Source organism: Streptomyces fractus (genome assembly GCF_049844455.1).
In the GTDB taxonomy this organism is placed as follows: domain Bacteria; phylum Actinomycetota; class Actinomycetes; order Streptomycetales; family Streptomycetaceae; genus Streptomyces; species Streptomyces fractus.
In genome coordinates this window covers 742,720-767,400 of the sequence record NZ_JBMYHI010000002.1, presented here as the reverse complement: position 1 = coordinate 767,400, position 24,681 = coordinate 742,720, and the positions used below count along the sequence as shown (strand labels likewise).

Annotated in this window: 19 protein-coding genes; 11 read left to right on the top strand and 8 right to left on the bottom strand. The window is 70.7% G+C overall.

From position 1 onward, the window contains the following. Window positions 1-3: 3 nt before the first annotated feature. The 6 genes from ACP4E5_RS05595 to ACP4E5_RS05570 are packed head-to-tail and all read left to right on the top strand — an operon-like array spanning window position 4 to window position 7,842. On the top strand, window positions 4-1,077 hold the full coding sequence (locus ACP4E5_RS05595) for an ABC transporter permease (RefSeq protein WP_425825597.1): 1,074 nt from the start codon (window positions 4-6) through the stop codon (window positions 1,075-1,077). Next, window positions 1,074-2,042 carry an ABC transporter permease gene (locus ACP4E5_RS05590; protein WP_425825596.1) on the top strand — a complete coding sequence of 323 codons (969 nt, stop codon included), beginning with the start codon at window positions 1,074-1,076 and terminating at the stop codon, window positions 2,040-2,042. The genes ACP4E5_RS05595 and ACP4E5_RS05590 overlap by 4 nt, the downstream gene beginning before the upstream one ends. Further along, window positions 2,039-3,076, top strand: coding sequence for an ABC transporter ATP-binding protein (locus ACP4E5_RS05585; RefSeq protein ID WP_425825595.1), 1,038 nt, complete (start codon window positions 2,039-2,041; stop codon window positions 3,074-3,076). Before ACP4E5_RS05590 ends, ACP4E5_RS05585 begins: the two co-directional genes overlap by 4 nt. After that, the gene (locus ACP4E5_RS05580; protein ID WP_425825594.1) at window positions 3,063-4,088 is read left to right on the top strand and encodes an ABC transporter ATP-binding protein; all 1,026 of its coding nucleotides are present in this window, start codon (window positions 3,063-3,065) and stop codon (window positions 4,086-4,088) included. The genes ACP4E5_RS05585 and ACP4E5_RS05580 overlap by 14 nt, the downstream gene beginning before the upstream one ends. A 59-nt stretch (window positions 4,089-4,147) precedes the next feature. Beyond that, window positions 4,148-5,413 (top strand): alpha-L-fucosidase, encoded by a 1,266-nt coding sequence (locus ACP4E5_RS05575; protein WP_425825593.1) that lies wholly within the window; start codon window positions 4,148-4,150, stop codon window positions 5,411-5,413. Window positions 5,414-5,427: 14 nt separating this feature from the next. Beyond that, window positions 5,428-7,842, top strand: a complete 2,415-nt coding sequence (locus ACP4E5_RS05570) for a glycoside hydrolase family 2 protein (RefSeq protein ID WP_425825592.1) — start codon at window positions 5,428-5,430, stop codon at window positions 7,840-7,842. Between the two features lie 17 nt (window positions 7,843-7,859). Here ACP4E5_RS05570 and ACP4E5_RS05565 read toward each other — a convergent pair whose 3' ends face one another. The 3 genes from ACP4E5_RS05565 to ACP4E5_RS05555 all read right to left on the bottom strand — a co-directional run bounded on the left by ACP4E5_RS05565 (window position 7,860) and on the right by ACP4E5_RS05555 (window position 12,455). Then, window positions 7,860-10,526, bottom strand: coding sequence for a flavin-containing monooxygenase (locus ACP4E5_RS05565; protein WP_425825591.1), 2,667 nt, complete (start codon window positions 10,524-10,526; stop codon window positions 7,860-7,862). An 84-nt stretch (window positions 10,527-10,610) separates the two neighbouring features. Next, window positions 10,611-11,750 carry a helix-turn-helix domain-containing protein gene (locus tag ACP4E5_RS05560; protein ID WP_425825590.1) on the bottom strand — a complete coding sequence of 380 codons (1,140 nt, stop codon included), beginning with the start codon at window positions 11,748-11,750 and terminating at the stop codon, window positions 10,611-10,613. 30 nt (window positions 11,751-11,780) lie between these two features. After that, a complete protein-coding gene (locus ACP4E5_RS05555) occupies window positions 11,781-12,455 on the bottom strand; it encodes a helix-turn-helix domain-containing protein (protein ID WP_425825589.1) in 675 nt (224 codons plus the stop codon). Between the two features lie 201 nt (window positions 12,456-12,656). On the opposite strand from ACP4E5_RS05555, the gene ACP4E5_RS05550 reads away from it, so the two are divergent. The 4 genes from ACP4E5_RS05550 (at window position 12,657) to alc (ending at window position 17,580) form a co-directional block, all read left to right on the top strand. Further along, window positions 12,657-14,114, top strand: coding sequence for a purine-cytosine permease family protein (locus tag ACP4E5_RS05550; protein ID WP_425825588.1), 1,458 nt, complete (start codon window positions 12,657-12,659; stop codon window positions 14,112-14,114). Window positions 14,115-14,175: 61 nt separating this feature from the next. After that, window positions 14,176-15,543 (top strand): allantoinase AllB, encoded by a 1,368-nt coding sequence (gene allB, locus ACP4E5_RS05545; RefSeq protein ID WP_425825587.1) that lies wholly within the window; start codon window positions 14,176-14,178, stop codon window positions 15,541-15,543. Window positions 15,544-15,596: 53 nt separating this feature from the next. Beyond that, window positions 15,597-16,331, top strand: coding sequence for an aspartate/glutamate racemase family protein (locus tag ACP4E5_RS05540; protein ID WP_425825586.1), 735 nt, complete (start codon window positions 15,597-15,599; stop codon window positions 16,329-16,331). Between the two features lie 88 nt (window positions 16,332-16,419). Next, window positions 16,420-17,580, top strand: a complete 1,161-nt coding sequence (gene alc / locus ACP4E5_RS05535; RefSeq protein ID WP_425825585.1) for an allantoicase — start codon at window positions 16,420-16,422, stop codon at window positions 17,578-17,580. A gap of 47 nt (window positions 17,581-17,627) precedes the next feature. On the opposite strand, the gene ACP4E5_RS05530 is transcribed toward alc, so the two are convergent. From ACP4E5_RS05530 to ACP4E5_RS05510, 5 genes are all read right to left on the bottom strand, one after another. After that, entirely contained in the window at window positions 17,628-18,449 is an 822-nt protein-coding gene (locus tag ACP4E5_RS05530) for a carbohydrate ABC transporter permease (RefSeq protein WP_425825584.1), read from the bottom strand. Then, window positions 18,446-19,345 (bottom strand): carbohydrate ABC transporter permease, encoded by a 900-nt coding sequence (locus ACP4E5_RS05525; RefSeq protein ID WP_425825583.1) that lies wholly within the window; start codon window positions 19,343-19,345, stop codon window positions 18,446-18,448. Before ACP4E5_RS05525 ends, ACP4E5_RS05530 begins: the two co-directional genes overlap by 4 nt. Further along, the gene (locus tag ACP4E5_RS05520; protein ID WP_425825582.1) at window positions 19,342-20,754 is read right to left on the bottom strand and encodes an extracellular solute-binding protein; all 1,413 of its coding nucleotides are present in this window, start codon (window positions 20,752-20,754) and stop codon (window positions 19,342-19,344) included. The genes ACP4E5_RS05525 and ACP4E5_RS05520 overlap by 4 nt, the downstream gene beginning before the upstream one ends. 13 nt (window positions 20,755-20,767) lie before the next feature. Beyond that, window positions 20,768-21,865 (bottom strand): carbohydrate kinase family protein, encoded by a 1,098-nt coding sequence (locus tag ACP4E5_RS05515; RefSeq protein ID WP_425825581.1) that lies wholly within the window; start codon window positions 21,863-21,865, stop codon window positions 20,768-20,770. 210 nt (window positions 21,866-22,075) lie between these two features. Beyond that, complete coding sequence (locus tag ACP4E5_RS05510; protein WP_425825580.1) at window positions 22,076-23,194, bottom strand: NADH:flavin oxidoreductase; 1,119 nt, start codon at window positions 23,192-23,194, stop codon at window positions 22,076-22,078. Window positions 23,195-23,436: 242 nt separating this feature from the next. Here ACP4E5_RS05510 and ACP4E5_RS05505 point away from each other — a divergent pair, with 242 nt between their 5' ends. Then, window positions 23,437-24,636 (top strand): 4-hydroxybenzoate 3-monooxygenase, encoded by a 1,200-nt coding sequence (locus ACP4E5_RS05505; protein ID WP_425825579.1) that lies wholly within the window; start codon window positions 23,437-23,439, stop codon window positions 24,634-24,636. Window positions 24,637-24,681 lie beyond the last annotated feature (45 nt).

The window sequence follows — 24,681 nt, the reverse complement described above, 5'->3', positions numbered from 1 at the left end:
GCCATGGCCACCGCTCCCGTCCTCACCCCCGCTACCGCGGAGGCCCCGCCGCCCGTCCGGCGCACGGCGGCCGGCCGGCTCGGCGCCGCCCGCTACTTCCTGCGGCGCCTCGGCTTCTACATCGGCGCCGCCGCCGTCGCCGTCACCCTCAACTTCCTCATCCCGCGCCTGATGCCGGGCGACCCCGCCTCCGCGCTCATCTCCCAGATGCAGCAGAAGCAGAACCTGTCCGCCGACCAAGTGACCAGCATCTACCGGCTGTTCGGCGCGCCCGGCGCACCCCTGTGGGACCAGTACGTCACCTACCTCGGCCAGGTCGCCCACTTCGACTTCGGCGCGTCCGTCGCCTACTACCCGACGCCCGTGTGGGAAGTGATCCGCTCCGGGCTGCCCTGGACGATCGGTCTCGTCGGTCTCACCGCCGTGCTCGCGTTCGTCATCGGCACCTCGATGGGTGTCCTCGCGGGCTCCCGCGTCGGCTCGCGCTTCGACTCCTTCATCACGCCCGCCTCGATGTTCCTCGGCGCGCTGCCGTTCTTCTGGGTCGCGCTGCTGCTGGTCATGGCGTTCGGCGTGCAGCTCAACTGGCTGCCGATCAGCGGCGCGTACGACGGTGACATGGCGGTCGCGTTCAACGGGCCGTTCCTGATGAGCGTCGTGACGCACGGCATCCTGCCCGCGATCACGATGGTCGTCGCCTCGTTCGGCGGCTGGCTCGTCGGCATGCGGAACATGATGGTGACGACGGTCTCCGAGGACTACGTGCTCCTCGCCCGCGCCAAGGGCCTGTCCAAGGCCCGCGTGATGTTCCAGTACGCGGCCCGCAACGCGGTCCTGCCCAGCGTCGCCGGCTTCGCCCTCACCATCGGCTCCGCCGTCAGCGGCCAGATCCTCGTCGAGATCGTCTTCTCGTATCCCGGTGTGGGCTATCTGCTCTACCAGGCCGTCTCCAGCGTCGACTACCCGCTGATGCAGGCCCTGTTCCTGATCGTCTCGCTCACCGTGCTCGCCGCGAACTTCATCGCGGACTCGGTGTACGGGCTGATCGACCCGCGCGCGAGGGAGACCCGCTCATGACGAAGTCGGTACGCGCCCGGCGGCTGCCGAAGCTGCCGGGGAACCTCAAGGTCCGCGCCGGGATCGTGATCATCGTGTTCTTCGCGCTGCTCGCGGCGCTCGGGCCGTTCGTCGTGGAGAACCTGATGGGGCTCTCGCCCGACGACGTGGACACCGGCGGTGCCATGCTGCCGCCCTCCGGGGCACATCTGCTCGGCACCACGGCCAACGGCGAGGACGTCTTCGCGCAGCTCGTCGTCGGCAGCCGCGTCTCGCTGCTCGTCGGGCTCGTCGCGGGCGTCGTCACCACGGTGCTCTCCGTGCTGGTCGGCGTCGCGGGCGGCTACCTCGGCGGGCGCGCGGACTCGCTCCTGACCGTCGCGACCAACATCTTCCTGGTCATCCCCGGCATGCCGCTCCTCATCATCGTCGCGAGCTATGTGCAGGGGCGCGGCGGCTGGCTCACCGTGGCCCTCGTCATCGGCCTCACCGCGTGGCCGTGGGCCGCGCGGCAGAAGCGGGCGCAGACACTGTCGCTGCGCCACCGCGACTTCGTGGCCGCCGCCGAGATGACCGGCGAGAGCCGCTGGGGTGTCATCACCCGCGAACTCATCCCGTCCCTCGCGCCGCTGATCTCCGTGAGCTTCCTCGGCGCGGTCGTCGGCTCGATGTTCGCCGACGCGGGCCTCTCCTTCATGGGCCTCGGCAACATCAACATCACCAGCTGGGGTTCGATGCTGTACTGGGCGCAGAACGGCTCCGCGCTCACCCGCGGCGCCTGGTGGTGGTTCGTCCCGCCGGGCGCGTGCATCGCCCTGGTCGGGGTCGCCGCAGGCCTCATCAACTTCGGCATCGACGAGGTGTCCAACCCCCGGCTGCGCAAGCCCTCCAAGCAGGTGCGGATGCGGGCCCGCGCCGCCCGCCTCGGCGCGGCCGACACCGCCGCACCCGCCCAGGCCACGCCCGTGAAGGAGGCCACCTCATGAGCGCGTCCCCCGGAGCGCCGCTGCTGACCGTCCGCGACCTGCACGTCGACTACTTCGACCAGGAGAACCCCGTGCACGCCGTCCGAGGCGTCGACCTCGCACTGCGGCGCGGCGAGACCCTCGGCATCGTCGGCGAGAGTGGCTGCGGAAAGTCCACCCTCGTCACCGCCATGACCCGCCTGGAGCGGCCGCCGGCCGTCACCACCGCGGGCTCGGTGATCCTGCACGGTCACGACGGCGCCGACAACACCGACATCCTGCGCCTGACCGAGCGTCAACTGCGCGCGCTGCGCTGGGAGAAGATGGCCATCGTCTTCCAGAGCGCGATGAACGCCCTCAACCCCGTGCTCCGCCTCGGCACCCAGTTCGCCGACGTCCTGCGGGGGCAGCGCGGCCTGTCGAAGAAGGAGGCCTGGGAGCGGGCGGGGGAGCTGCTCGGCATGGTCGGCATCCCCGCCGACCGGCTGCGCTCCTACGCGCACGAGCTGTCCGGCGGCATGCGCCAGCGCGCAACGATCGCCCTCGCGCTGGCCTGCGAACCCGACCTCGTCGTCATGGACGAGCCGACCACCGCCGTCGACGTCGTCATGCAGCGCCAGATCCTGCGCCAAGTCGCCCGCCTGAAGCGCGAGTTGGGCTTCTCCGTCGTCTTCATCACGCACGACCTGTCGCTGCTCATCGAGATCGCCGACCGGATCGCCGTGATGTACGCGGGCAAGATCGTGGAGACCGGACCACCGCGCCGCCTCTACGAGGACCCGCGCCACCCGTACACCACCGCCCTGCGCGGCGCCTTCCCTCCGCTGCACGGCGAACGCCGCGAGATCACCGGCATCCCCGGCTCGCCGCCCGGCCTTCGCACCCCGCCGCCCGGATGCTCCTTCCACCCGCGCTGCGCCCAGCGGCTCGACGCCTGCGACCGCGACGAGCCGGTCCTGCTTCAGCTCGGTGACGAGGCCGGGGACGTCGCCTGCCATCTCCACCGGAACCCCGCCACGACCCCGGAAGCCGAGGACCGCCATGCCCGTACCTGAGACGCTCCCGGTCCTGGAGGCTCGCGAGGTCGTCAAGCGCTTCCCGACGCACGGGCCCGGCGGCCACGGCAAGGAGGTCAAGGCCGTCGAACCGACCTCGCTCGCCCTGCACAAGGGCCGCATCACCGCGCTCGTCGGCGAGTCCGGCAGCGGAAAGTCGACCCTCGCGCGGATGCTCGCGCTCGCCTATCCGCCCACCGAGGGCGAGATCCTGCTCGACGGCGACGTCGTCAAGAAGGCCCGCACGGCGAAGGCGAAGCGCGCGTACTACCGCCAGGTCCAGATGATCTTCCAGGACCCGTTCTCCTCGCTCAGCCCCGTCCACAAGATCCGCTACATCCTCAGCCGCCCGCTTAAGCTGCACGGCCTCGCGTCCGGAGCCGAGGACATGGAGCGGCAGATCCTCCAGCTCCTCGAACGCGTCAACCTCACACCCGCCGACCAGTTCATCGACAAGTTCCCCTACGAGCTCTCCGGCGGTCAGCGCCAGCGCATCGCCATCGCCCGCGCGCTCGCCGCCCGCCCCAAGGTGCTCCTCGGCGACGAGCCGATCTCCATGCTGGATGTCTCGATCCGCCTGGACATCCTCAACCTGCTCGGCAGGCTCCGCGACGACGAGGGCCTGGCGATCCTGTACATCACCCACGACATCGCCAGCGCCCGCTACTTCGCCGACGAGATCAAGGTCCTGTACGCGGGTCAGCTCGTCGAGTCCGGGCCGGGCGACGAGATCGTGAATAACCCCCAACACCCCTACACCAGGCTCCTGTTGGAATCGGCTCCCGACCCCGACCGCGGCGGCTTCCTCGACGAGCCCGATGTCGCCGACGACGAGGAGACCCTCGGCGAACCCCCGAGCCTGGTCGACCCGCCCTCCGGCTGCCGCTTCCGCACCCGCTGCCCCCTGGCCATGCCGGTCTGCGCGACGGCCTTCCCCGCCAGGACCCAGGTCGACGAGAGCCACTGGGTGCACTGCTGGGCGCAGGACGGGCAGGACGAGAAGGAAGCCTGAGAGCCCCGGTTCGGCACCAGGCTCCGAGCCCGACCCGTACGACCCCGAAAGGAATCGCGTTGCGATCCGACGCCCCCCTCGTACCGACACCGCACCAACTCGCCTGGCAGCGCAGCGGTACCGGCGCCTTCTTCCACTTCGGCATCAACACCTTCCACGGCCAGGAGTGGAGCGACGGCACCCTCCCGGCGTCGTCCTTCGACCCCACCGACCTCGACGCCGGGCAGTGGGTCGAAGCCGCCCGCGCGGCCGGGGCCCGCTACGCGATCATCACCGCGAAGCACCACGACGGCTTCTGCCTGTGGCCGACGAGGACCACCGACTACTCCGTCGCCTCCTCGCCGTGGAAGGACGGCAAGGGCGATGTCGTCGGCGAACTGGCGGCCGCCTGCCGGGCGGCCGGGCTCGGCTTCGGCGTGTATCTCTCCCCGTGGGACCGCCACGCGCCCGAGTACGCCGACCCGGCCGCGTACACCAAGCTCTACACCGAGCAGATCCGCGAGCTGTGCACCTGGTACGGGCCGCTGATGGAGCTGTGGTTCGACGGCGCCGGCTCGGACGGCTACGAGTACGACTGGACCGCCATCATGGCCGTCGCCCGCAGGCATCAGCCGGACGCCATGGTGTTCAACATGGGTGATCCGACGATCCGCTGGGTGGGCAACGAGGACGGGCTCGCGGCCGACCCAGTCGAGTACGTCGTCGACCACACCCAGATGAGCAACTACACGGTTGTCACAGCGGAGTTCGCCGAGGCGCTGTACCTGCCGCCCGAGTGCGACGTGTCGATCCGGCGCGGCTGGTTCTGGCACCCGGACGACGAGCCGAAGACCCTGGAGCACCTGCTCGCCATCCACTACCGCTCCGTGGGCCTCGGCGCGAACCTCCTGCTGAACCTGCCGCCCGACACACGCGGCCGGATCCCGGACGCCGATGCCGCGAGGGTGGCGGAGTTCGGCGCGGAGGTCGCGCGCCGCTTCGGCACGCCTGCCGCCACCGCCGAGTTGACGCGCGGGGACACCTGGACGGCTTCGTTCGGGCGGCCCGTCGGCTTCGACCACATCCGGCTGCGCGAGGACCTCACCCGAGGACAGCGCGTCGTACGCCATGTGGTGCGGGCCGGGGATCGTGTCATCGCCGAAGGGCTCACCGTGGGCGCCGGACGCATCCACCTCACCGAACCGGTGACGGCCGCCGACCTGACCGTCGAACTCCACGGTAAAGGCGCGGAGTTGGAGTCCGTCGAGGTCTTCGAGACAGGAGTGCGGGAGCTGCCGCGGGTTCCCGAGGGATACCGGGCGCCGACAGATCGGCCGGACGAATGAGAGGGCACGGGATCGTGGAACTGACGGGTGAAGGCTGGACGCTGCGCGGCACGAGCGGCGCCGATGACATCGAGGTGCCGGCGGTCGTGCCGGGATGCGCACACACCGACCTGATGCGGGCCGGAGTCATCCCCGACCCGTTCCTCGGCACGAACGAGGCGCAGGCGCAATGGGTCGGGCTCGCCGACTGGGAGTACAGCAGACAGTTCGACCTCGCCGCCCGGCCCGAAGGCTCGCGCGTGCACCTCGTCTTCGACGGGCTCCAGACGGTCGCGACGGTCCTCGTCAACGGCGAGGAGGTCGGCAACACCCGCAACATGCACCGCCGTTACCGCTTCGACGTGACCGACGCTGTACGGCCCGGGGCGAACGAACTCGCCGTGCGCTTCGCCTCGTCGGCGCGGGCGATGCTGGACGCGGCCGGTGACGATCCGCTGCCGTACGACTGGACGTACCCGTACAACGAACTGCGCACGATGGCGTGCGAGGGCGGCTGGGACTGGGGTCCGACGCTCGTCACCGCCGGGATCTGGCGCGACGTACGCCTCGAGGTGTGGGAGACGGCCCGCACGTCCGTCGATGTCACGACGACCCTGGACGAGGACCTGCGGCGCGGAATGCTCATCGTCGGGCTCGACGTGGAGGGCGGCCCGTGCGAGGCCGAGATCGAGATCGCGGGGCACACGAAGCGCTTCACGATCGACTCAACGGGCTTCTTCAGGCTGTCTGTTGACGTTCCGAACCCCGACGTCTGGTGGCCCCGCGGCTACGGCGCGCCCACCCTGTACGAAGCGACCGTGCGGCTGCTCGACGAGAACGGCGAGGTCCTCCAGGAGACCCACCACCGCGTCGGCTTCCGGCACATCGCCATCGACACGACCCCCGACGAGCACGGCCGCGCGTTCACCCTGCGGGTCAACGGCCGCCCGGTGTTCTGCAAGGGCGCCAACTGGATCCCCGACGACCTCTTCGTCTCACGCCTAACGCCCGCCCGCTACGAGACCCGCGTCGACCAGGCATGCGCCGCCAACATGAACACCCTGCGGGTCTGGGGCGGCGGCATCTACGAGGACGAGGCCTTCTACGAGGCGTGCGACGAGCGCGGCGTCCTGATCTGGCAGGACTTCATGTTCGCGTGCGCCGCCTACCCCGAGGAGGAGCCACTGCGCTCGGAGGTCGCGGCCGAGGCCGACGACGTCGTCCGCCGCCTCGCCGCGCACCCGAGCGTCGTCGTCTGGAACGGCGCCAACGAGTGCCTGCTCGGCGAGGAGGACTGGGGCTGGCGCGAGCGGATCCGGGACCGCACCTGGGGCGAGGGCTACTACCGCGAGCTGCTCCCGGCCGCCGTCGAGGCCCACGCGCCCGGCGCCGTGTACGTCGTGAACAGCCCCGTGGCGAGCGGGACCGGCGTCCACCCGCAGGTCCCCGGCGACGGCCCGACCCACCTGTGGGACACCTGGAACCTCCTCGACTACGCCCACTACCGCGACCAGATCCCGCGCTTCGCCGCCGAGTTCGGCTGGCAGGCCCCGGCCACCCGTGCCACGCTCACCGAGGCCCTCGGCACCCTGCCCGCAAGCCCCGACGACCCGGCCCTCCTGGCCCACCAGAAGCAACCCGGCGGCGAGCGCCACCTCGTGGACCGCCTGAAGGGACGCTTCCCCGGCCCGGACCGCATCGCCACCGACACCGGCCGCTGGCACCTGGCCACCAGCCTCAACCAGGCACACGCCCTGCGCACCGCGGTGGAGCACTTCCGCTCCTGGTGGCCGCGCACGGCAGGAGCGCTGATCTGGCAGCTCAACGACGTGTGGCCCGCGCTGTCCTGGTCCCTGATCGACCACGGCGGCCGCCCCAAGCCCGCCTGGTACGCGGTGCGCGGCGCCTTCGTGGACCGCCTCGTCACACTCCAGCCGAGGGAAGCGGGCCTCAGCGCCGTCCTCGTCAACGACACGGATGAACCGTGGACGGGCGAACTCACGATCCGCCGCGTGCACGTCGTCGATGGTGAAGTGGCATGCACGGAAAGGCAGTTCACGGTCCCCGCGCGCTCGGTCCTCACCCTGCCGGTCGGCCCGGAGATCACCCAGGCGGGCCGGCGACGCGAGGAACTCGTGGTCGCGGACACCGAGGGAGCCGACCGCGCCGTCCACGTCTTCGTACGCGACGACGGCATCCGCTGGCCCGCCGCCGACATCAAGTACTCCGTCGAACGGAAGGAGGACCACGCGCTGGTGCACCTCACCGCGGGAGTGGCACTCGGTGACCTCATCGTCGAGGCGCCCGGCATGCGCGCGGACACCGCACTCCTGACGCTGCTGCCGGGGGAGAGCCGGACCGTCGTGCTGCGCCCGGAGCGCGAGGGGGACCCGCTGCCCGGGGAAGAGGCCGTCTCCGTGCACACCCGCAACGGCCTCTTCCACGACTGACGGCCTCGCCTCCGCCCTCACCCGTTCACATGCCGCCCGAGCGCCCCGAGGAAGTCACGGAAGTACGCCTGGGTCACGCGGGCGTCCGGCACCATGTCGTACCCGTGGTACGCCCCCGGATACACGTGCAGTTCGGTCGGCACCCCGGCGCGGATCAGGCGTGTGGCGTACGCGACGTCCTCCTCCAGGAAGAGGTCGAGCGCGCCGACGCTGAGGTAGGTGGGCGGCAGGCCGGCGACCGACTCGACGCGGGCCGCGGCGGCGTACGGGGAGACCCCGTTCCCGCCGGGCTCGTGGCCGAGCAGCGACTCCCAGCCGAAGCGGTTGTCGCCCGGCGTCCAGACGAACTCGCCCGCGTGCGGGTGGGCGTCGACCGTGCTGGAGGTGCGGTCGTCGAGCATCGGATAGATGAGGAGCTGGAACGAGACGGGTATCTCGCCCCGGTCGCGGGCCAGGACCGTGAGGGCCGCGGCGAGCCCGCCGCCCGCGCTCGCGCCACCGATCACGATGCGTTCGCGGTCGACACCGAGGCCGTCCGCCTCGTCATGCACCCAGCGCAGGGCGGCGTAGCAGTCGTGCACCTGCCCGGGCGCCCGGGTCTCGGGGGCGAGCCGGTAGTCGACGGAGACGATCTGGACGCCGGTCTCCGTGGCGATGCGGCGGCACAGGATCTCGTCGGCGTCGGCCGCGCCGAGTACGTAGCCGCCGCCGTGGATCCACACGAGAGCGGCGGTGGTGGCGGAAGCGGGGCGGGCCTTGGGCTCGTAGTGGAGGACGCGCACCTGCGGGTCGCCGTCCTCAAATCCCGGTATCCACCGCTCCGTTGTGGTGATGTCCGGGTGGAGTGCCTGCGGGTCGGGCGCGTCCGGCACGGGCGCCCGGGTGGCCTCGCGGGCCAGGGGCAGGGTGTCAGGGCCGAGGCCGAGCGGCGGGAAGACGTCCAGGAGCGGCGCGATCTCGGGGTCGACCAGGTGGCGGGTGCCGGCAGGGCGGGTGTGCGCGGGGTTCGTGTGCGTGGCGCGGGTGAGGGCGAAGCCGCGGTAGCCGTCCTTGGCGACCTCGTCGCAGATCTCCCGGTAGGGGCCGACCCCGCCGACGTACGGCATGAAGATCCGCGGCTTGCCCGGGACATTGGCGCCCATGTACCAGGACGCGGCCCGCGGGTAGAGGGTCGCCTCCGCCGCCTCGTTGACGTGGTCGACCCACTTTTCCTGGGCGTCGCGCTCGGCCTCGAACCGCACGACGCCGGTCCGGCGCGCGTGGTCGATCGCGTCGGTGACCCAGGCCACGTGCTGCTCGATGGAGACGATCATGTTGCTGAGGACGGACGGGCTGCCCGGCGCGGTGATCATGAACAGGTTCGGGAACCCGGCCGAGGCGATCCCGAGGTACGTGCGGGGCCCGGCGGCCCACTCCTCGCGCAGCGCGGCACCGTCGAGACCGCGGATGTCGATCGCGTCGAGCGGACCGGTCATGGCGTCGTAGCCGGTGGCGAAGACGATGGCGTCCACGGTGTGGTCGACGCCGCCGACCCGCAGCCCGTGCGGCGTGATGCGCTCGATCGGGTTGTCGCGCAGCCCGATCAGGGTCACGTTGTCGCGGTTGTACGTCGCGTAGTAGCCGGTGTCGACGCAGATGCGCTTGGTGCCGATGGGGTGGTTCGTCGGGCAGAGCAGTTCGGCGACGGCCGGGTCCTCGACGGTGGCGCGGATGCGGTCGCGCACGTAGTCGGCCGAGACCTGGTTGGCGGACTCGTCGATCGAGGTGTCCTCGAAGGCGCCCATGAAGGTCGTCCCGCCGAAGGCCCAGCGTTGGTCGAGCTCGGCGGTGCGGCGGGCCTCGTCGATGTCGAGCGCGTTGCCCAGCGGCGGCGGCACGACGACCCCGGAGGCCGAGGCGCGGGCCTCGGCGCGCAGCTCCCGGTAGCCGGCCTTCACGCGACGCTGCTCGTCCGGTTCGAGCGGCCTGTTGTTCGCCGGGACGGAGAAGTTCGGGGTGCGCTGGAAGACGGTGACGTGCGCGGCCTGCTCGGCGATCACCGGGATGGCCTGGATGCCGGAGGACCCCGTCCCGATGACGGCGACGTGCCGCCCGCTGAAGTCGACGCCCTCGTGCGGCCAGCGGCCGGTGTGGTAGGTCGGCCCGGTGAAGGACGCGAGCCCCGGGAAGTCCGGCACACGGGAGGCGGACAGGCAGCCGACGGCGGTGACGAGATACGACGCGCTCGCACGCCGCCCGTCCTCAAGGCTCACGTTCCAGGTATCGGTGCCCGCGTCGTAATCGGCGCCACGCACGGAGGTGTTGAACTCGATGTCCCCGCGCAGCTCGAAGCGGTCGGCGACGTGATCGGCGTAGCGGAGGATCTCGGGCTGGGACGGATAGCGCTCGGTCCACTCCCACTCCTTCTCCAGTTCCTCGGAGAAGGAGTACGAGTAGTACATCGACTCGACGTCGCACCTGGCGCCGGGATACCGGTTCCAGTACCAGGTGCCGCCCACGCCGCCACCGCGCTCGTAGACCCGCACGCGCAGTCCGAGTTCGTCTCGGAGCCGGTGCAGGAGGTACATGCCGGCGAACCCGGCACCGATCACGATCACGTCGTAGTGCGGGCTGCGCTGTGCCTGCTGGTTCCGCTGCGCCTGTTGGGCTTGCTGGGTCTGCTGGGTCTGCTGGGTCTGCCGCATGATGCGCCACCACTCCCTTCCCGGCGACGGTGCCGGGCTCGGTTGGCCGATCATCTGCAGGATCACCAGGCCGCGTGACGTACGTCATTGGGCAGGTGGCTCGGTTGGCGGGCCATCTGTCCCGCCCGCCCGGAAGAGGTCACCCGACTCCTGGAGGCGCCGCAGCACCAGGGCGAGGAAGAGCCGGGTGCGCCCGTACGGTTCGGTGAAGCTGTACCCGAGGTAGCGCTGGGCGCGTTCCACCCGGTACGCGACCGAGTTGTGGTGCCGGTGCAGGAGGCGCGCGGCCTTGCGGACCGAGTCCGTGGCGGCGACGGCCTCCAGGCAGACGAGCATGTCCTCCCCGTGCTCGTCGACCAGCCGGCCGAGCTGGCGCACGTCGGGCACGGGCGCGATCCGCTCGGCGCTCAACGTCTCCGCGAGCAGCGCGTACCCGCCGAGCCCCGCCGCGTCGACCAGCACGGCCTCCTGCACACCGTACGGTCCGCGCGGGCGCGTGCTGGGACGGGCGAACCGCAGCCCGGTCCTGGCCAGTTGCCAGGCCCGCGGCGCGTCCGCCGCGGGACAGGGCCCGGCGAACGCCGCGCGGGCCCCGACCGGCACGCCGGGGACGTCGCAGGGTTCGAGCTCCTTCGCGACCACCAACTGGACGGCGCCGACGGGCGCGTGGAGCACGACGGGGGTGTGCCCCCGCAGCCCGTCGACGAACGCCCCTGCCGCCTCGGGCGGCCCCGCCAACGCGAACACCGTCGTCGTGGACGCCTCGTTGAGTCCGAGCCGCAGCCACGTACGGGCCCGCTCCGCCGCGTCGACGCCGGCATCGACGACGGACCGGAGCGCGACACCGTCCGCGACGGGCCGGTCGACCGGGCCCCGCGCCAGCAGGGCGAGCTTCGCGGCGATCCCGAGCCGCCGGAGCAACAACGCGGTCTCGGCTTCGGTGAGCGCGAGGCCGCCGGTGTCGATCCAGATGTGGCCGGTGCCGGGGAGGGTGTGTGTTGCCGCGTACGGAGGCTGCTCCACGGTTCCGGCCCCGGCATCGGGTGAGGCCGCACATGCCTCGTCATCGACCGTACGGAATCCGACGGCGCGGCCGAGGGACGCGGCGGTGCGGGCCAGGAGTACGTCCAGCTCCGCGTCGGACTCGGCGAGTTCGTCGATGAGCCGCAGAACCTCGTCGAGGTCGACGGTGGGGGAGTCGGGTTCGGTTCCGCCGTCGGACAATTGCCCCTGCCTTCCTCCAGGTCGAGCGGGTCAGTGCGGGTGTGGGCCGCCGTGCAGGAACAAGGAGAGCAGTTCCGCCTTCTCGGTCCAAGGGTTGGAGAGGCGGTGAGGTGTGGTCGCGGGGAATGTCAGGGTGTCGCCGGGGGTGAGTTCGAAGCGGTCCGAGCCGACCTCGATGACGAGTTTTCCGGAGATGAGGTAGTTGAACTCATGGCCGTTGTGGCGGACGAACTCGTCGTCCGGCGGCGAGGAGGCGTCCGGCTCGTAGCTGAGGAGGAGGCAGTTGGCGCCGGGGAGGGAATGGCCGCTCAGGACGCGGAAGGTTTCGCCGCCCTGGAGGCCCACCGTCCGTTGGGCGTCATGGGGGATGAACTCCACGGCGTTGCGCAAGTGGACTGCCATGGCGTCGAGTTCGGCGCGCTGGTGAGGGTCGGGCGGGGCCGGGGTGTTGGCGTCGTCGTTCGTCGCGGACGGGGACGTGGAGAGTTCGGCGAGGGTCAGTCCCAGCTGTTGGGCGACCTCGTAGGCCGTCTTGGCGGTGGGGCGCGTCTTGCCCGTCTCGATCTGTGACAACGCGCTCGCCGTGATGCCGATGCGCCGCGCGAGCTCGCGCAGTGACAAGCCCTGCTTCTCGCGGGCCGCGCGGATGTTGGGGCCCAGGTTGCTGACAGGGTCCTCGGGAGTCGGGAGTGATCGGTCCGCCATGCCGACAACATAGCGAACCGCTTAACACGACGTCCATGCCACCCCAACCACCTTGTTACTTCGGTGTTAAGTGATGTGTAGCAGTACTTGACGGGCGGTCGGGGAGGCTGTTGGCTACGCCGCATCACGGCAAGGGAGCCGCAGCAATTTCAGGCACGCCCCGGCGGCCCACGCGGGCCCCTCCTTCGTAGGGAAGTAGCCATGATCGGAAAGTCCCGGCCCGTATCCACCCCAGACGGATCGGGGGCGGCGCAGGACTACACGGACAGTGTGGTGCCGCAGTCGGAGCGACGCTCCAATCTCCGGATCCTGCTGACGTTCCTCTCCATGCAGGCGACCTTCGGGGCCGCCTACGTGGGATACACCGCCCGGTTCGAAGGGCTGACGTTCACCCAGCTCATCGTGGCGATGTCGATCGCCACCGCGGCCATGTCCCTGTACTGCTTCGGCGCCGCGAACACCGGTGCCGCGGTCGGGCAGACGACCTCCGTCATGACCCGAGGGGTCTTCGGCCGCATCGGCAGCCGGTTCGTCTCCGTGCTGTTGCTCGTCAACGGCCTGGGGTTCTACGTCTTCACGGTCCTGTTCGTGATGTCACTGCTGGGCGGCCTGTTCGCGGTGCCCGCCGTCAAGGCCGTCTCCGTCGGGCTCGCCTTCGTCATGATCACCAATACGTACTTCGGCTTCGGCGGTGTGCAGCGGTTCGCGCAGTTCGTCGCCGTGCCGGTGGTGATGATCTGGGGGCTCTATGCGACGATCCGCGGCCTGGCCACCGTCTCGGACAGCCAACTGCACTCGCAGGTGCACCTCGCCTCCCCGTCCTCGGTGCTCATGGTGACCGGTGCGATGGTGGGCCTGTCGACGTGGGGCAACGAGGCGGATGTGTTCCGCTACGCCAAGACCCGGCCGCAGTGGAACGTACCGACCATCGTCGTCTCGTACATCGTCGGTTCGTTCATGTTCCCGGTCATGGGGTATGTGGTGGCGATCCTCGCCGATCGCCCCGAGTTCGGGCCGAGCATCAAGTACTTCGTCGACTTCTCACTGTTCGGGCTCGTGGCCCTCGCGTTCGTGTTCTTCCTCGTCAACCAGGCCGCCGTCAACGACGGCAACCTCTACATAGCCGTCAACGGCGTACAGAACCTGATGTCCGAACTGCCGCGCTGGCGCCGCCAGTACACCGTCCTGATCCTCGGCGCCGTCGCGGGCGGACTCACGCTCGTGCTGCCCAGCCTCCAGCAGACCTTCAACATCGTCACCGGCATCGGGGCCGTCACCGTTCCCACGGCCAGCACCGTCATGACCGTCGATCGTTTCCTCCTGCCGCGCCTGTTCGGACTGCGCCGGCCCATGGAGCGCGTCGCCCAGTGGCAGGACGCGGCGGCCGCCAACTGGCCCGGTGTCGTCGCGGTGCTCGCCGGCACGATCGTGGGGGTGAGCACCGGCGGGCTGATTCCGGGCACCGCCGGATTCCAGCACACGTACATCGGCTTTCCCGCCCTTCAGGCGTGGCTGACCGGCGCGTTCGTGTACCTCGCTGGTGTGGCACTGGTCCACCGGCGTGCCGACGCCCGCGCCCTCCTCGGTTTCCCGCGCTTCGCTCCGTCCAGGACCGCGCCGCATCGTGTCTCGCCGGATCCCGTGGCCGAACCGTCCTGACCCGCTGCCCGCAACCGCAACCGCCCTGTACCCGCACCGCGCCCACCCGAGGAGCACCGGCATGCAGATCCTGGACACGGTCGTCCGCGCCGAGCGCGTGATGACTCCCGACGGGGAACGGCCCGCGAGCATAGGCATCGGCCATGGGCGGATCCACTGCGTCGAAGACCTCGAAGCGGTGTTGCCCGCCAGGGAGGAGGTGCGGGTCGATCCCGATGTCGTGGTGCTGCCCGGCCTCGTCGATACCCATGTCCATCTGCAGGACCCGGGACAATCGGGCTGGGAAGGATTCGACTCCGGTACCCGGGCGGCCGCGGCGGGCGGCATCACCACCGTCGTCGACATGCCGCTGGACAGCCTCCCGGTCACCGTCGACATCCCGGCCCTGGACGCCAAGCGCTGTGCGGCACAAGGGCGTTGCCATGTGGACGTCGGATTCTGGGGCGGTGTCACGCCGACCAACATCCATCGGCTGCACGACCTGCACCGGGCTGGCGTGCTCGGCTTCAAGTGCTTTCTGGCGAATACGGGCCTGGCCGAGTTTCCACCCGTCACGACGCAGGAACTGAAGGCCGCTCTGGCGGAGATCGGCACCTTCGGCGGAGTCCTCGCCGTGCACGCGGAGGACGGCGGGCAGCAGCCGGTGGATGCCTCCAACGGCCCGGCGGACGGCCGCCGCTACCGGGACTTCCTCGCCACGCAGCCCGCCGACGTCGAGGACCGTGCGATCGCCGCTGTGATCGACGCGACCCGCGCCGTCGCGGGTCGCAGCCACATCGTCCACGTCTCCAGCGCACGCGGCGCCGACCTCATCCGAGCCGCACAGGCCGACGGGGTGACGGTCTCCGCCGAGACCTGCCCGCACTACCTCGCGCTCGCTGCCGATCAAGTACCCGACGGGGACACCACGTTCAAGGTCTGTCCGCCGATCCGGGATGTCGCCAACCGCGACCGCCTCTGGGCGGCACTGGGCAGGGGAACGCTCCAGATGGTCGTCTCGGACCATTCGCCGTGCGCCCTCGAACACAAGGCGCTGGAGCACGGCGACTTCGCCGAGGCGTTCGGCGGGATCTCCTCGCTCCAGGTCGCTCTGCCGGTGGTGTGGACCGAGGCCCGCCGCCGCGGACACACCCTCGGCGACATCGCCACGTGGATGGCGCAGCGGCCCGCCGCCTTCATGGGCCTGCCGCACAAGGGCGCCATCGCCCGCGGCCGCGATGCCGATCTCTGCCTGCTCGCACCCGACGAGACGTTCACCGTCGACCCGGCCGCGCTCCACCACCGCCAGCCCGTCACGCCCTATGCCGGGCGCGAACTGTTCGGCGTGGTCCGTCAGACCTGGTTGCGCGGACGGCCCGTCGACTTCACCCACCCGCGCGGACAGCTGCTGGCCCCGTCCGAGGGGCGCAGCGCCGCCCCGCGGGCGTGACCTCAACCCCACCCGGACCCACCCCGTCCGGGCCCATCGCGAAGGGACTCCTGATGCGCATTCTGGTGGTCAACCCCAACACCACCCAATCCATGACCGACGCCATCGCCCGCACTGCAAGAGAGTGTGCGTCGCCGGGCACGACCATCGTGCCGCTCACCCCGCACTTCGGCGCCGACGGCATCGACTGCGCCTTCGAGAGCCTGCTCTCGGCCGTTGCCGTCATGGACCGCGTCGCCACGTACGACGCACCGTACGACGCCATCGTGATGGCAGGGTTCGGCGAGCACGGTCGCGAGGGCCTCCAAGAGCTCACCGACGTCCCTGCCATCGACATCGCCGAGAGCGCGGCCCACGTCGCCCAGATGATCGGCCGTCGCTACTCGGTCGTCACCACCCTCGACCGCTCCATCGGTGCGATCGAGGACCGTCTGCTGACGGCCGGCCTGGCCGCGCACTGTGCCTCCGTACGCTCCGTGGGCCTGGCCACCCTCGAACTCGACCAGGACCCGGCGGCGGGGATCGCCGCGATCGTGGAGCAAGCCAGAAGGGCCGTCGAGGACGACGGTGCCGAGGTCATCTGCCTCGGTTGCGGCGGCATGGCCGGACTCGACAAGGAGATCACCGAAGCACTCGGGGTGCCTGTCGTCGACCCGGTCGCCGCCGGTGTACGGCTCGCCGAAGCCGTCGTCGGGCTCGGGCTCGCCACCAGCAAGGTGCGCAGCTATGCGAACCCCGACCCCAAGAAGATCATCGGGTGGCCGCTCTCCCGTCACTTGAAGGTGTGACGAGGAAGTGGTGACGCTCCCGTCGCCGCCCGCACCGCCAATTCCCGCAAATACACCGGCACTTGTGCCCTCACCGCGAGGTTCCCGCATGCTCCCCACCGATCAGCCGCCCCTGACCGACCTCGCCTCCCGTCACCTCGGGGGCAGCGTCATCGCGGCCAGCGACGAATCGTTCGGCGAGAAGGAGAACCTGCTCGTCCCGGACGCCGCCGACTTCACCCCCGGCACGTACGGGCACAAGGGCGAGATCGTCGACGGCTGGGAAACGCGGCGCCGACGCACACCCGGCCACGACTGGGTCCTGATACGGCTCGGCGCGCCCGGCGTCATCCACGCCGTCGACGTGGACACCAGCTTCTTCACCGGCAACTTTCCGCAGGAGTGCCGCATCGAAGCCTGCGGCGTGGAGGGCTACCCCTCGCCGGACGAACTGGACGCACCCGACGTCGAATGGGTGGAGATCGTCCCCCGCTCTCCCCTGAAGGGCGACACCCACAACCCGTTCCACGTCACGGCCGCCGAACGTTTCACCCACCTTCGCCTCTCAACGTACCCCGACGGTGGGGTCGCCCGGCTGCGCGTGTACGGGCAGGTCGTACCCGACCCGCGCCGCTTCGCCCGGCTCACCCTCGACCTCGCCGCCCGCGAACTCGGCGGCGCGGTGGAGGCGGGCAGCGACACCTTCTACTCGCCTGCCGATGTCCTCACCCTCCCGGGCCTCGCCCGGCACATGGGCGACGGCTGGGAGACCCAGCGTCGCCGGGGCCCCGGCAACGACTGGGCGATCCTGCGCCTGGCCGCCCCCGGACGCCTCCACGAGATAGAGGTCGACACCTCCTACTACAAGTACAACGCGTCCGACGAGTGCGCCGTGTACGGCGCTCGTTCCGATGTCACCCCGGCCCCGGACTCGTCGGACTGGTTCCCGGTGCTGCCCCGGACCCGATTGCAGCCGGACACCCGCCACTACTTCGACGTGGACCCCGCCGATGAGGTCACTCACCTGCGCTTCGACGTGTTCCCGGACGGCGGCATCTCGCGGCTCCGGGCACGCGGATCGGTGACCCGGCGGACTCAACTGGCCCTCGTCCGTACGTGGTTCAACGCGCTGCCCGCAGCGCAGGCGCGGGCCGTGCTGCTCGCGGCGGGTACGGAGACGAAGACCGTGGCCGAGACCATCGCCAACCGGCCGCTGGCCGAAGGGGATCCGGCGTTGGTGGCGCTACTCGGCGGTCCGGCCGCCCGCTAGCGGGACCGGGCCCGGCGGCGGCAGCCGTACGCTGCCGCCGCCGACGCCTACTCCTTCACCGCCCCACCCAACATCCCCTCGATGAACTTCCGCTGCAACGCCACATACACGACCACCACCGGCAACGCGATCAACACCGACGCTGCCGCGAGCAGCGTCGTGTCCGCGCTCTGTTGGCCCTGGAAGAAGGCCAGGCCCAGGGGGACCGTGCGGAGGGACTCGTCGCTGATCATGACCAGGGCCATCAGGAACTCGTTCCACGTCCACATGAACGTGATCACGATGAGCGTGGTGATGGCCGGGCGCCCCATCGGGACGAGGATGCGCCAGAGCGTGGTCCAGGTGTTCGCGCCGTCGACGCGTGCCGCCTCGATGACCGAGCGGGTGCTGTTCATGAAGTATGTGCGCATCCAGAACACACCGAAGGCGAGGGACTGCGCGGTCTGCGGCAGGATCAGCGACCAGTAGGTGTCCGTGAGGTGGAAGTACCGCAGGTCGAAGTAGAGGGGGACGACCAGTGCCTCCTGGGGGAGCGTGAGGCCCAGGACGAACAGGTAGAAGAGGAGCGTGGAGCCGCGGAAGCGCATGGTGCCGAAGGCGTACGCGGCCAGGATGGACAGGAGCGTCGAGGCGGTCACGACCACGACCGTCACCAGGGCGGAGTTGCCCAGGTACGTGCCGAAGTGGCCGCGCTGCCACGCCTGTTGGAAGTTCGACCAGTGGACGCCGTCCGGGAGGGCGAAGCCGCCGCCCACCGCGTCGGGGGAGGAGAAGGCGGTGGAGAGGATGCCGATCACTGGCGTGAGTGCGAGGACCGCGAACAGGGCCAGGATCGCGTACGTGGCCGTGCGCTCGATGCGGGAGGTCATGTGCGGCGCCCTTCGACGAGACGGGAGACCGTGACGGTCAGGGCGAAGATGAGGACGGTGAGTGCTACGCCGATGGCGGCCGCCGAGCCGACCTCGTTCAGCTCGAAGGCGCGGTGGTAGACCTCGTAGGCCGGGACGGAGGTGGCATTGCCGGGGCCGCCGCCCGTGGTGATGTAGATCAGGTCGAAATTGCGCAGGCCCGCGATGATCGTGAGCGTCAGGGCGACCGAGATCTCCCCGCGCAGGCCGGGGAGTGTCACCGCGAAGAACTCCCGCACGGCGCCCGCTCCGTCGAGCCGCGCCGCCTCGTACAGCTCGCGCGGGATGCGCTGCGCTCCGGCGAGGAAGAGGACCATGCACAGGCCCGTCATGACCCAGGTGCCGACGACGCCCACGGCGGGCAGCGCCCATGTGTCGTCGCCCAGCCACGCGCGGGCCAGGCTGTCGAGGCCGACGGCCCGCAGGACGTCGTTGAGCAGGCCGTCCGGCGCCAGGATCGAGCGCCAGGCCACACCGACGACGACCATCGCGAGGACCTGCGGCAGGAACAGCACCGTACGGAAGAAGGTCATGCCGCGGACCCGGATGCGGGACATCGTCGCCGCGAGCAGCAGGCCGATGGCCACCGGCAGCGCCGCGTAGAAGACCAGCAACAGCAGTGCGTGGCCGAACGGGGCGCGCAGGCTCGGGTCCGTGAAGAGGGCCGTGTAGTTGTCGAGGCCCGCCGACGTGGCGCGGGTCAGGCCGTCCCAGTGGAGGAAGGACAGGCCGACCGCCTGGCCGAAGGGGTAGAGGAGGAACAGGCCGTAGACCGCGAGCGCGGGCAGGACGTAGAGGTAGCCGACGGAGCGGGGTTCTCCGGGGGCCCGGCCCGACGATGTGAGTTTCCGTGTCACGAGCCCGACGCTCCCGAACTGCCCTTGCCCTGCTGCTTCTTGATGAACGGGGCGTAGTCGGCCTGGAGCTTGCGGGCGAAGTTCCGAGGTGACGTCTTGCCCGCGATGAGGTCCTGAAGGGCCGCGGAAGACGTGTCGTAGAACGTCGGCGTCGCGTAGTCCAGATACGGGACCAGGCCGTCGGCCGACGTCAACTGCCGCCAGCCGTCCACCATTTGGCCGTCGGGGGACTTCGGGTCGAGGGCGTCCGCCGCCTTCCCGGGGACCGCCGGCAGGACGCCGTTCTCCGTCATCACGTCGGCCGCGTGCTCGCTGGTGATGAAGTCGAGGTAGGCGGCCGCGACTTCGGGGTGCGCGGACCGCGAGGTGACCGACCATGCCAGGCCCTGGCCGCCGGTGGTGGCCGGCTTGCCGCCCTCGGTGGGCGGCGGCGGGGGCATGACGCCGAGGTCGTCGCCGAGCTGCTTCTTCAGGTCGGCCAGCATCCACGTACCGGTGATCGTGTACGCGCCCTGGCCGGCCATGAACTTCTTGTTGGCGTCGTCGTAGCCGAGCCCGTTGGCGTCCTTGGGCAGGTAACCGCGGTCCATCCAGTCGGTCAGCGTGGTGGCCGCCTTCGTCGTACGGGAGCCGGCGAAGCCGTCGCCGCGGCCGAGGACGGTGTCCCGGGCCCGCTCCGCTCCCTGCTGGTCCTGGAGCATGCCGAAGGTATGGATCGCGGGCCACTTGTCGAGGTTGCCGAACTGGATCGGGAGTTGCCCGGCCTTCCTGAGTTCCGCGAGGCTGTCGGTGAACTCGGCCCAGGTGCGCGGGGGTTGGAGGCCCGCCTTCTTCAGGACCCGCTTGTTGTAGTAGAGACCCACGAACTCGCCGGTCTGCGAGATCCCGTACAGGCGCCCGGTGCCGAAGCGGCGGGACGCGCCCGATTCCGGTACGGAGACCCGGTTGAGGTTGAGGAGCGTGGCCGGGTAGCGGGTGTTCCACTCGTAGATGCCCGCGTAGTTGTCGAGCGGTGCCAGCAGGCCCGCCTCGACGAACGCGACCATGTCCGGGTAGCCCTGGTTGGCCTGGACGACATCGGGCGGGGTGTTGCCGGACAGCGCCAGCTTGAGCGTCGTCTTGAGGTCGTCGAAGCTCCGCGATACCCGCTTGATCGTGACGTTCGGGTACCTGTGCTGGAACTCCTTGTTGAGCTGCTCGATCTCGGCGTTGGTGCCGCCGCGGACCTCCTGGTCCCATACGTGCAGCGTCACGTTCCCGGCCTTCGCCGGGTCGGGTACGCCGTTGCCGCCGCCCGGCGCGGTGTCGCCGGTCACGGCGCCCGAACCGTCGGTGCCCGGTGTGCAGCTCGCGGCGCCGACGGCGAGGGCGGCCGCGAGCACCGACCTCCGCGTGAATCTTGAGCTCATGGTGGTGTGTCTCCTACGCGGCGCGGAAGCCGAGGGTCGGTGTGGCGCGGCGGCGGGCCACCTCGTGCAGACGGGCGGGAACGAGGTCGTGCAGGAAGCCGTAGCGGTGTGCCAGGTCCGCGGCGGCGGTGTCTCCGGCCTTGGACCGAGCCGTCAACTCGCCCCACCAGGCGGCCACTTCCACCCAGCCCGGCGCGGACAGCGAGCCGCCGAAGTGCTGCACGGACAGGGCGGCCGTCAGGTTGGCGAAGGCCAGGCGGTCGGCGAGCGGCCACCCGGCGAGGGTGCCGGTCACGAACCCGGCCATGAACACGTCCCCGGCGCCGGTCGGATCGAGCGCCTCCACGCGCAGGCCCTCGACGTCGGCGTGCTCCCCGGTGATCGAGTCGACGGCGACGGCGCCCTCCGGGCCCTTGGTGACCACGGCGATGGGCACGAGGTCGGCCAGCTTGGCCACCGCGTCCCGCGTGGTGTCGGTGCGCGTGTAGTGCAGCGCCTCGGTGGCGTTGGGCAGGAAGGCGTGGGCGTACGGGAGTCCGGTCAGCGTCGCGGTGTCCCAGCGGCCCGACTCGTCCCAGCCGACGTCGGTGAAGAGCAGGGCGCCCTGCTCGTGCGCCTGCCGCAGCCAGGCGTCCTCGCGGCCGGGTTCGAGGGAGGCCACGCCGGCGCGGGCGCGCGGCACGGTGTGCTCCAGCGGGGGCGCCGGGTGCTCGTGCGTCACCATGGTGCGTTCGCCGTCGTACGCCATCGAGACCGTCAGCGGCGAGTGCCAGCCGGGGAGCCGCTGCGAGTGGGTGAGGTCGACGCGCTCGACGTCGGCGAGCGACTCCCAGCAGTAGTCGCCGTACAGGTCGGTGCCGAACGTGGCCGCCAGCGTGGTGCGCAGGCCCAGGCGGGCGAGCGCGGTGGCCATGTTGGCGATGCCGCCGGGGCTGGAGCCCATGCCGCGGGCCCAGTTCTCGGTGCCGATGCGCGGGGCGCCGTCGAGCCCGGTGAAGACCAGGTCCATGAAGACGGTTCCGGTCAGGAACACGTCGTGTTCGGGGTCACCGGTGTCCCGCACCCCCGCCAGCGGATCGATGCAGTCGCACACCGCCCTGCTTGGACTCACCGTCGTCCCTCCCTGTTCGTGAGCGTCGGCCGATTCAGCGCAACGATGATCGATACCATGCACTTCCGGCCAGGCAGTTGCAAGAAGTTGCTTACCTTTGCGCGGGCTCCCCTGTCCCGGCGGGCTGCCCCACGTCTGTCCCACGCGGAAGGGGCGCCCGCTCTCCGGCCGGGTGGCAGGAGGGCGAACGCCCCTTCGTCAGGCGGTGGTTCAGCTCAGCGTCTGGAGCGCCGAGGCGTCGTACGGCTTCAGCTCGTCGAAGCGTCCCGCGAGGACCTTCGCCGCCCACTGCGGGTCCTGGAGCAGGGCGCGGCCGATCGCGACCATGTCGAACTCGTCCCGCTCCAGGCTGTCGAGCAGGTCGTCGATGCCCTTGACCGGGGAGCCCTCGCCCGCGAAGCCGCGGATGAAGTCGCCGTCGAGCCCGACGGAGCCGACGGTGATGGTCGGCTTCCCGGTGAGCTTCTTCGTCCAGCCCGCCAGGTTCAGGTCCGAGCCGTCGAACTCCGGACGCCAGTAACGGCGCGTGGAGGCGTGGAAGACATCGACACCGGCCGCCGACAGCGGCGCGAGGATGGCCTCCAGCTCCTCCGGGGTCTCCGCGAGACGCGCGTTGTACGCCTCCTGCTTCCACTGCGAGTAGCGGAAGATGATCGGGAACTCGGCGGAGACACGCTCGCGGATCGCGGCGACGACCTCGGCGGCGAACTTCGTACGGGCCACGGCGTCACCGCCGTAGGCGTCCGTGCGGCGGTTCGTCCCGGCCCACAGGAACTGGTCGAGCAGATAGCCGTGCGCGCCGTGCACCTCGACGCCGTCGAGACCGATGCGCTCCGCGTCCGCGGCGGCCTGGGCGAAGGCACCGATGACGTCGTCCAGGTCGGCCTGCGTCATCGCCCGGCCCTCGCCCTCGGTGCCGTCCACGCGGATGCCGGAGGGGCCGACGGGCGCGGCGTCGGCGAACGGCGGCTGGCCCGCCTTGCGCACCATGCCGATGTGCCACAGCTGCGGCACGATCGTGCCGCCCGCCGCGTGCACGTCCTCGGCGACCCGCGCCCACCCGGCCAGCTGCTCCTCGCCGTGGAACCGCGGCACCCGGTCGCTGTCGCCGGCCGAGTCATGGCCCACGTACGTTCCCTCGGTGATGATCAGGCCGACGCCCGCGGCGGCGCGCCGCGCGTAGTACGAGCGCACGTCCTCACCGGGAATTCCGTCCGGCGAGAACATGCGGGTCATCGGCGCCATCGCGATGCGGTTCGGCACGGTCAGGCCGTTCAGCGCGAGGGGACGGGAGAGTATCTCGGCGGCGCGGGACGTGGGGTCGGCCACGGGGGCTCCTCAGAAGTACGGGCATACGGGATATCAGTACTGGTCGGCTGTGCGGCGCTGCACAAGCGGCGATCTTCCGTGGCAACCGCGACACCTCCCGCGCGCATTCCGCGAGCGGCCCGCATCGCACTGTGATCCCGGCCACGGACGACCTGCCGCACACCCCGCTTGATCACTCCCGTAAGGTGCGCCGACGGGGCCGGCCTCCCCTCCTCCCGGCCTCGCAGAGGGAGTGAGAGCTGGTGCGTACGGTCGACACACGTGTGGTCGTGGTCGGAGCCGGCCCCGCAGGGCTGACGCTCGGGGTGCTGTTGCGGCGGCGTGGGATCGACTGCGTGGTGGTCGACAAGTTCACGCGGGAGCAGCTGCTGGCACGCTCGCGGGCCGGGTTCCTGGAACGGCGCACGGTGCAGCTGCTCGACCGGCACGGCCTGTCCGCCCGGCTGCGCGCGGAGGGCCTCGCGCACACGCGCTGCGAGATACACGCCGAGGGCGAGCGGGTCATCGTGGACTACGAGGCGTGGTGCGGTGACGCGCCCAGCTATGTGTATCCCCAACAGGACGTCGTGGCCGACCTGTTGGACGCGTACGTGGGTGAGGGCGGCACCCTGCTGCTGGGCAGGCCCGTCACCGAGGTCGTACCGGACGAGGCACGGGTGGTGTGCGCCGACGGCACCGAGATCCGTGGAGACGTCGTCGCCGGGGCCGACGGCTGGCACGGACCGACCCGCGCGGCACTGCCGGACTCGGCCTTCACCCGGTACGACGTCCCGCACGACGCACGCCTCCTGGGCGCACTCGTCCAGGCACCGCCGTCCGCCGGACACACCGTGTACGCGCAACACCCCGACGGCTTCGCGGGACACATGCTGCGTTCGCGCGACGTCACCCGCATGTACCTCCAGATACCCTCCGGTGACACCGTCGAGCAGTGGCCGGACGACCGGATCTGGAAGGAGCTGCACATGCGGCTCGACCTGCCGGACTGGACGCTCGACGAAGGCCCCGTCCTGGACCGCGCCATCGTCGACATGCACACCAAGGTCGTGGAACCCATGCACCACGGCAGGGTCGTACTGCTCGGCGACGCCGCGCACATCGTGCCACCCTCCGGAGGCAAGGGCATGAACCTCGCGATGGCCGACGCCGCCGATCTCGCGGTCTCCCTGCCGGCCCACTTCGCGGGCGAGGCACCCCTGGCGGATGTGCTGACCTCGTACTCCGGGCGACGCCTCGCCGATGTGTGGCAGGTGCAGGAGTTCAGCCACACCATGCTGGAACTCCTCCACGCCGACGACCCCGGCACCCCGCACGCTCCCTACCGCGAACGCCTGCGCCGGGCCCGCTGGCAGCGCCTGCGTGACGACCCGGCGTATGTGCGGTCGTTCGCGGAGCAGTACATGGGGCCTTCGATCGGGGAGCAGCCGGGGTCGCGGGCGTAGCACGCAGCGAGTCGGCCAGGCGGGGATGGGGTGGACGCTGGTGGT

Bases quoted from the DNA above. Each gene is read 5' to 3' on its own strand.
- ACP4E5_RS05595 (WP_425825597.1), top strand. From the start codon at position 4: ATGGCCACCGCTCCCGTCCTCACCCCCGCTACCGCGGAGGCCCCGCCG.
- ACP4E5_RS05590 (WP_425825596.1), top strand. From the start codon at position 1,074: ATGACGAAGTCGGTACGCGCCCGGCGGCTGCCGAAGCTGCCGGGGAAC.
- ACP4E5_RS05585 (WP_425825595.1), top strand. From the start codon at position 2,039: ATGAGCGCGTCCCCCGGAGCGCCGCTGCTGACCGTCCGCGACCTGCAC.
- ACP4E5_RS05580 (WP_425825594.1), top strand. From the start codon at position 3,063: ATGCCCGTACCTGAGACGCTCCCGGTCCTGGAGGCTCGCGAGGTCGTC.
- ACP4E5_RS05565 (WP_425825591.1), bottom strand. From the start codon at position 10,526: ATGCGGCAGACCCAGCAGACCCAGCAGACCCAGCAAGCCCAACAGGCG.
- ACP4E5_RS05555 (WP_425825589.1), bottom strand. From the start codon at position 12,455: ATGGCGGACCGATCACTCCCGACTCCCGAGGACCCTGTCAGCAACCTG.
- ACP4E5_RS05550 (WP_425825588.1), top strand. From the start codon at position 12,657: ATGATCGGAAAGTCCCGGCCCGTATCCACCCCAGACGGATCGGGGGCG.
- allB (WP_425825587.1), top strand. From the start codon at position 14,176: ATGCAGATCCTGGACACGGTCGTCCGCGCCGAGCGCGTGATGACTCCC.
- ACP4E5_RS05540 (WP_425825586.1), top strand. From the start codon at position 15,597: ATGCGCATTCTGGTGGTCAACCCCAACACCACCCAATCCATGACCGAC.
- alc (WP_425825585.1), top strand. From the start codon at position 16,420: ATGCTCCCCACCGATCAGCCGCCCCTGACCGACCTCGCCTCCCGTCAC.
- ACP4E5_RS05530 (WP_425825584.1), bottom strand. From the start codon at position 18,449: ATGACCTCCCGCATCGAGCGCACGGCCACGTACGCGATCCTGGCCCTG.
- ACP4E5_RS05520 (WP_425825582.1), bottom strand. From the start codon at position 20,754: ATGAGCTCAAGATTCACGCGGAGGTCGGTGCTCGCGGCCGCCCTCGCC.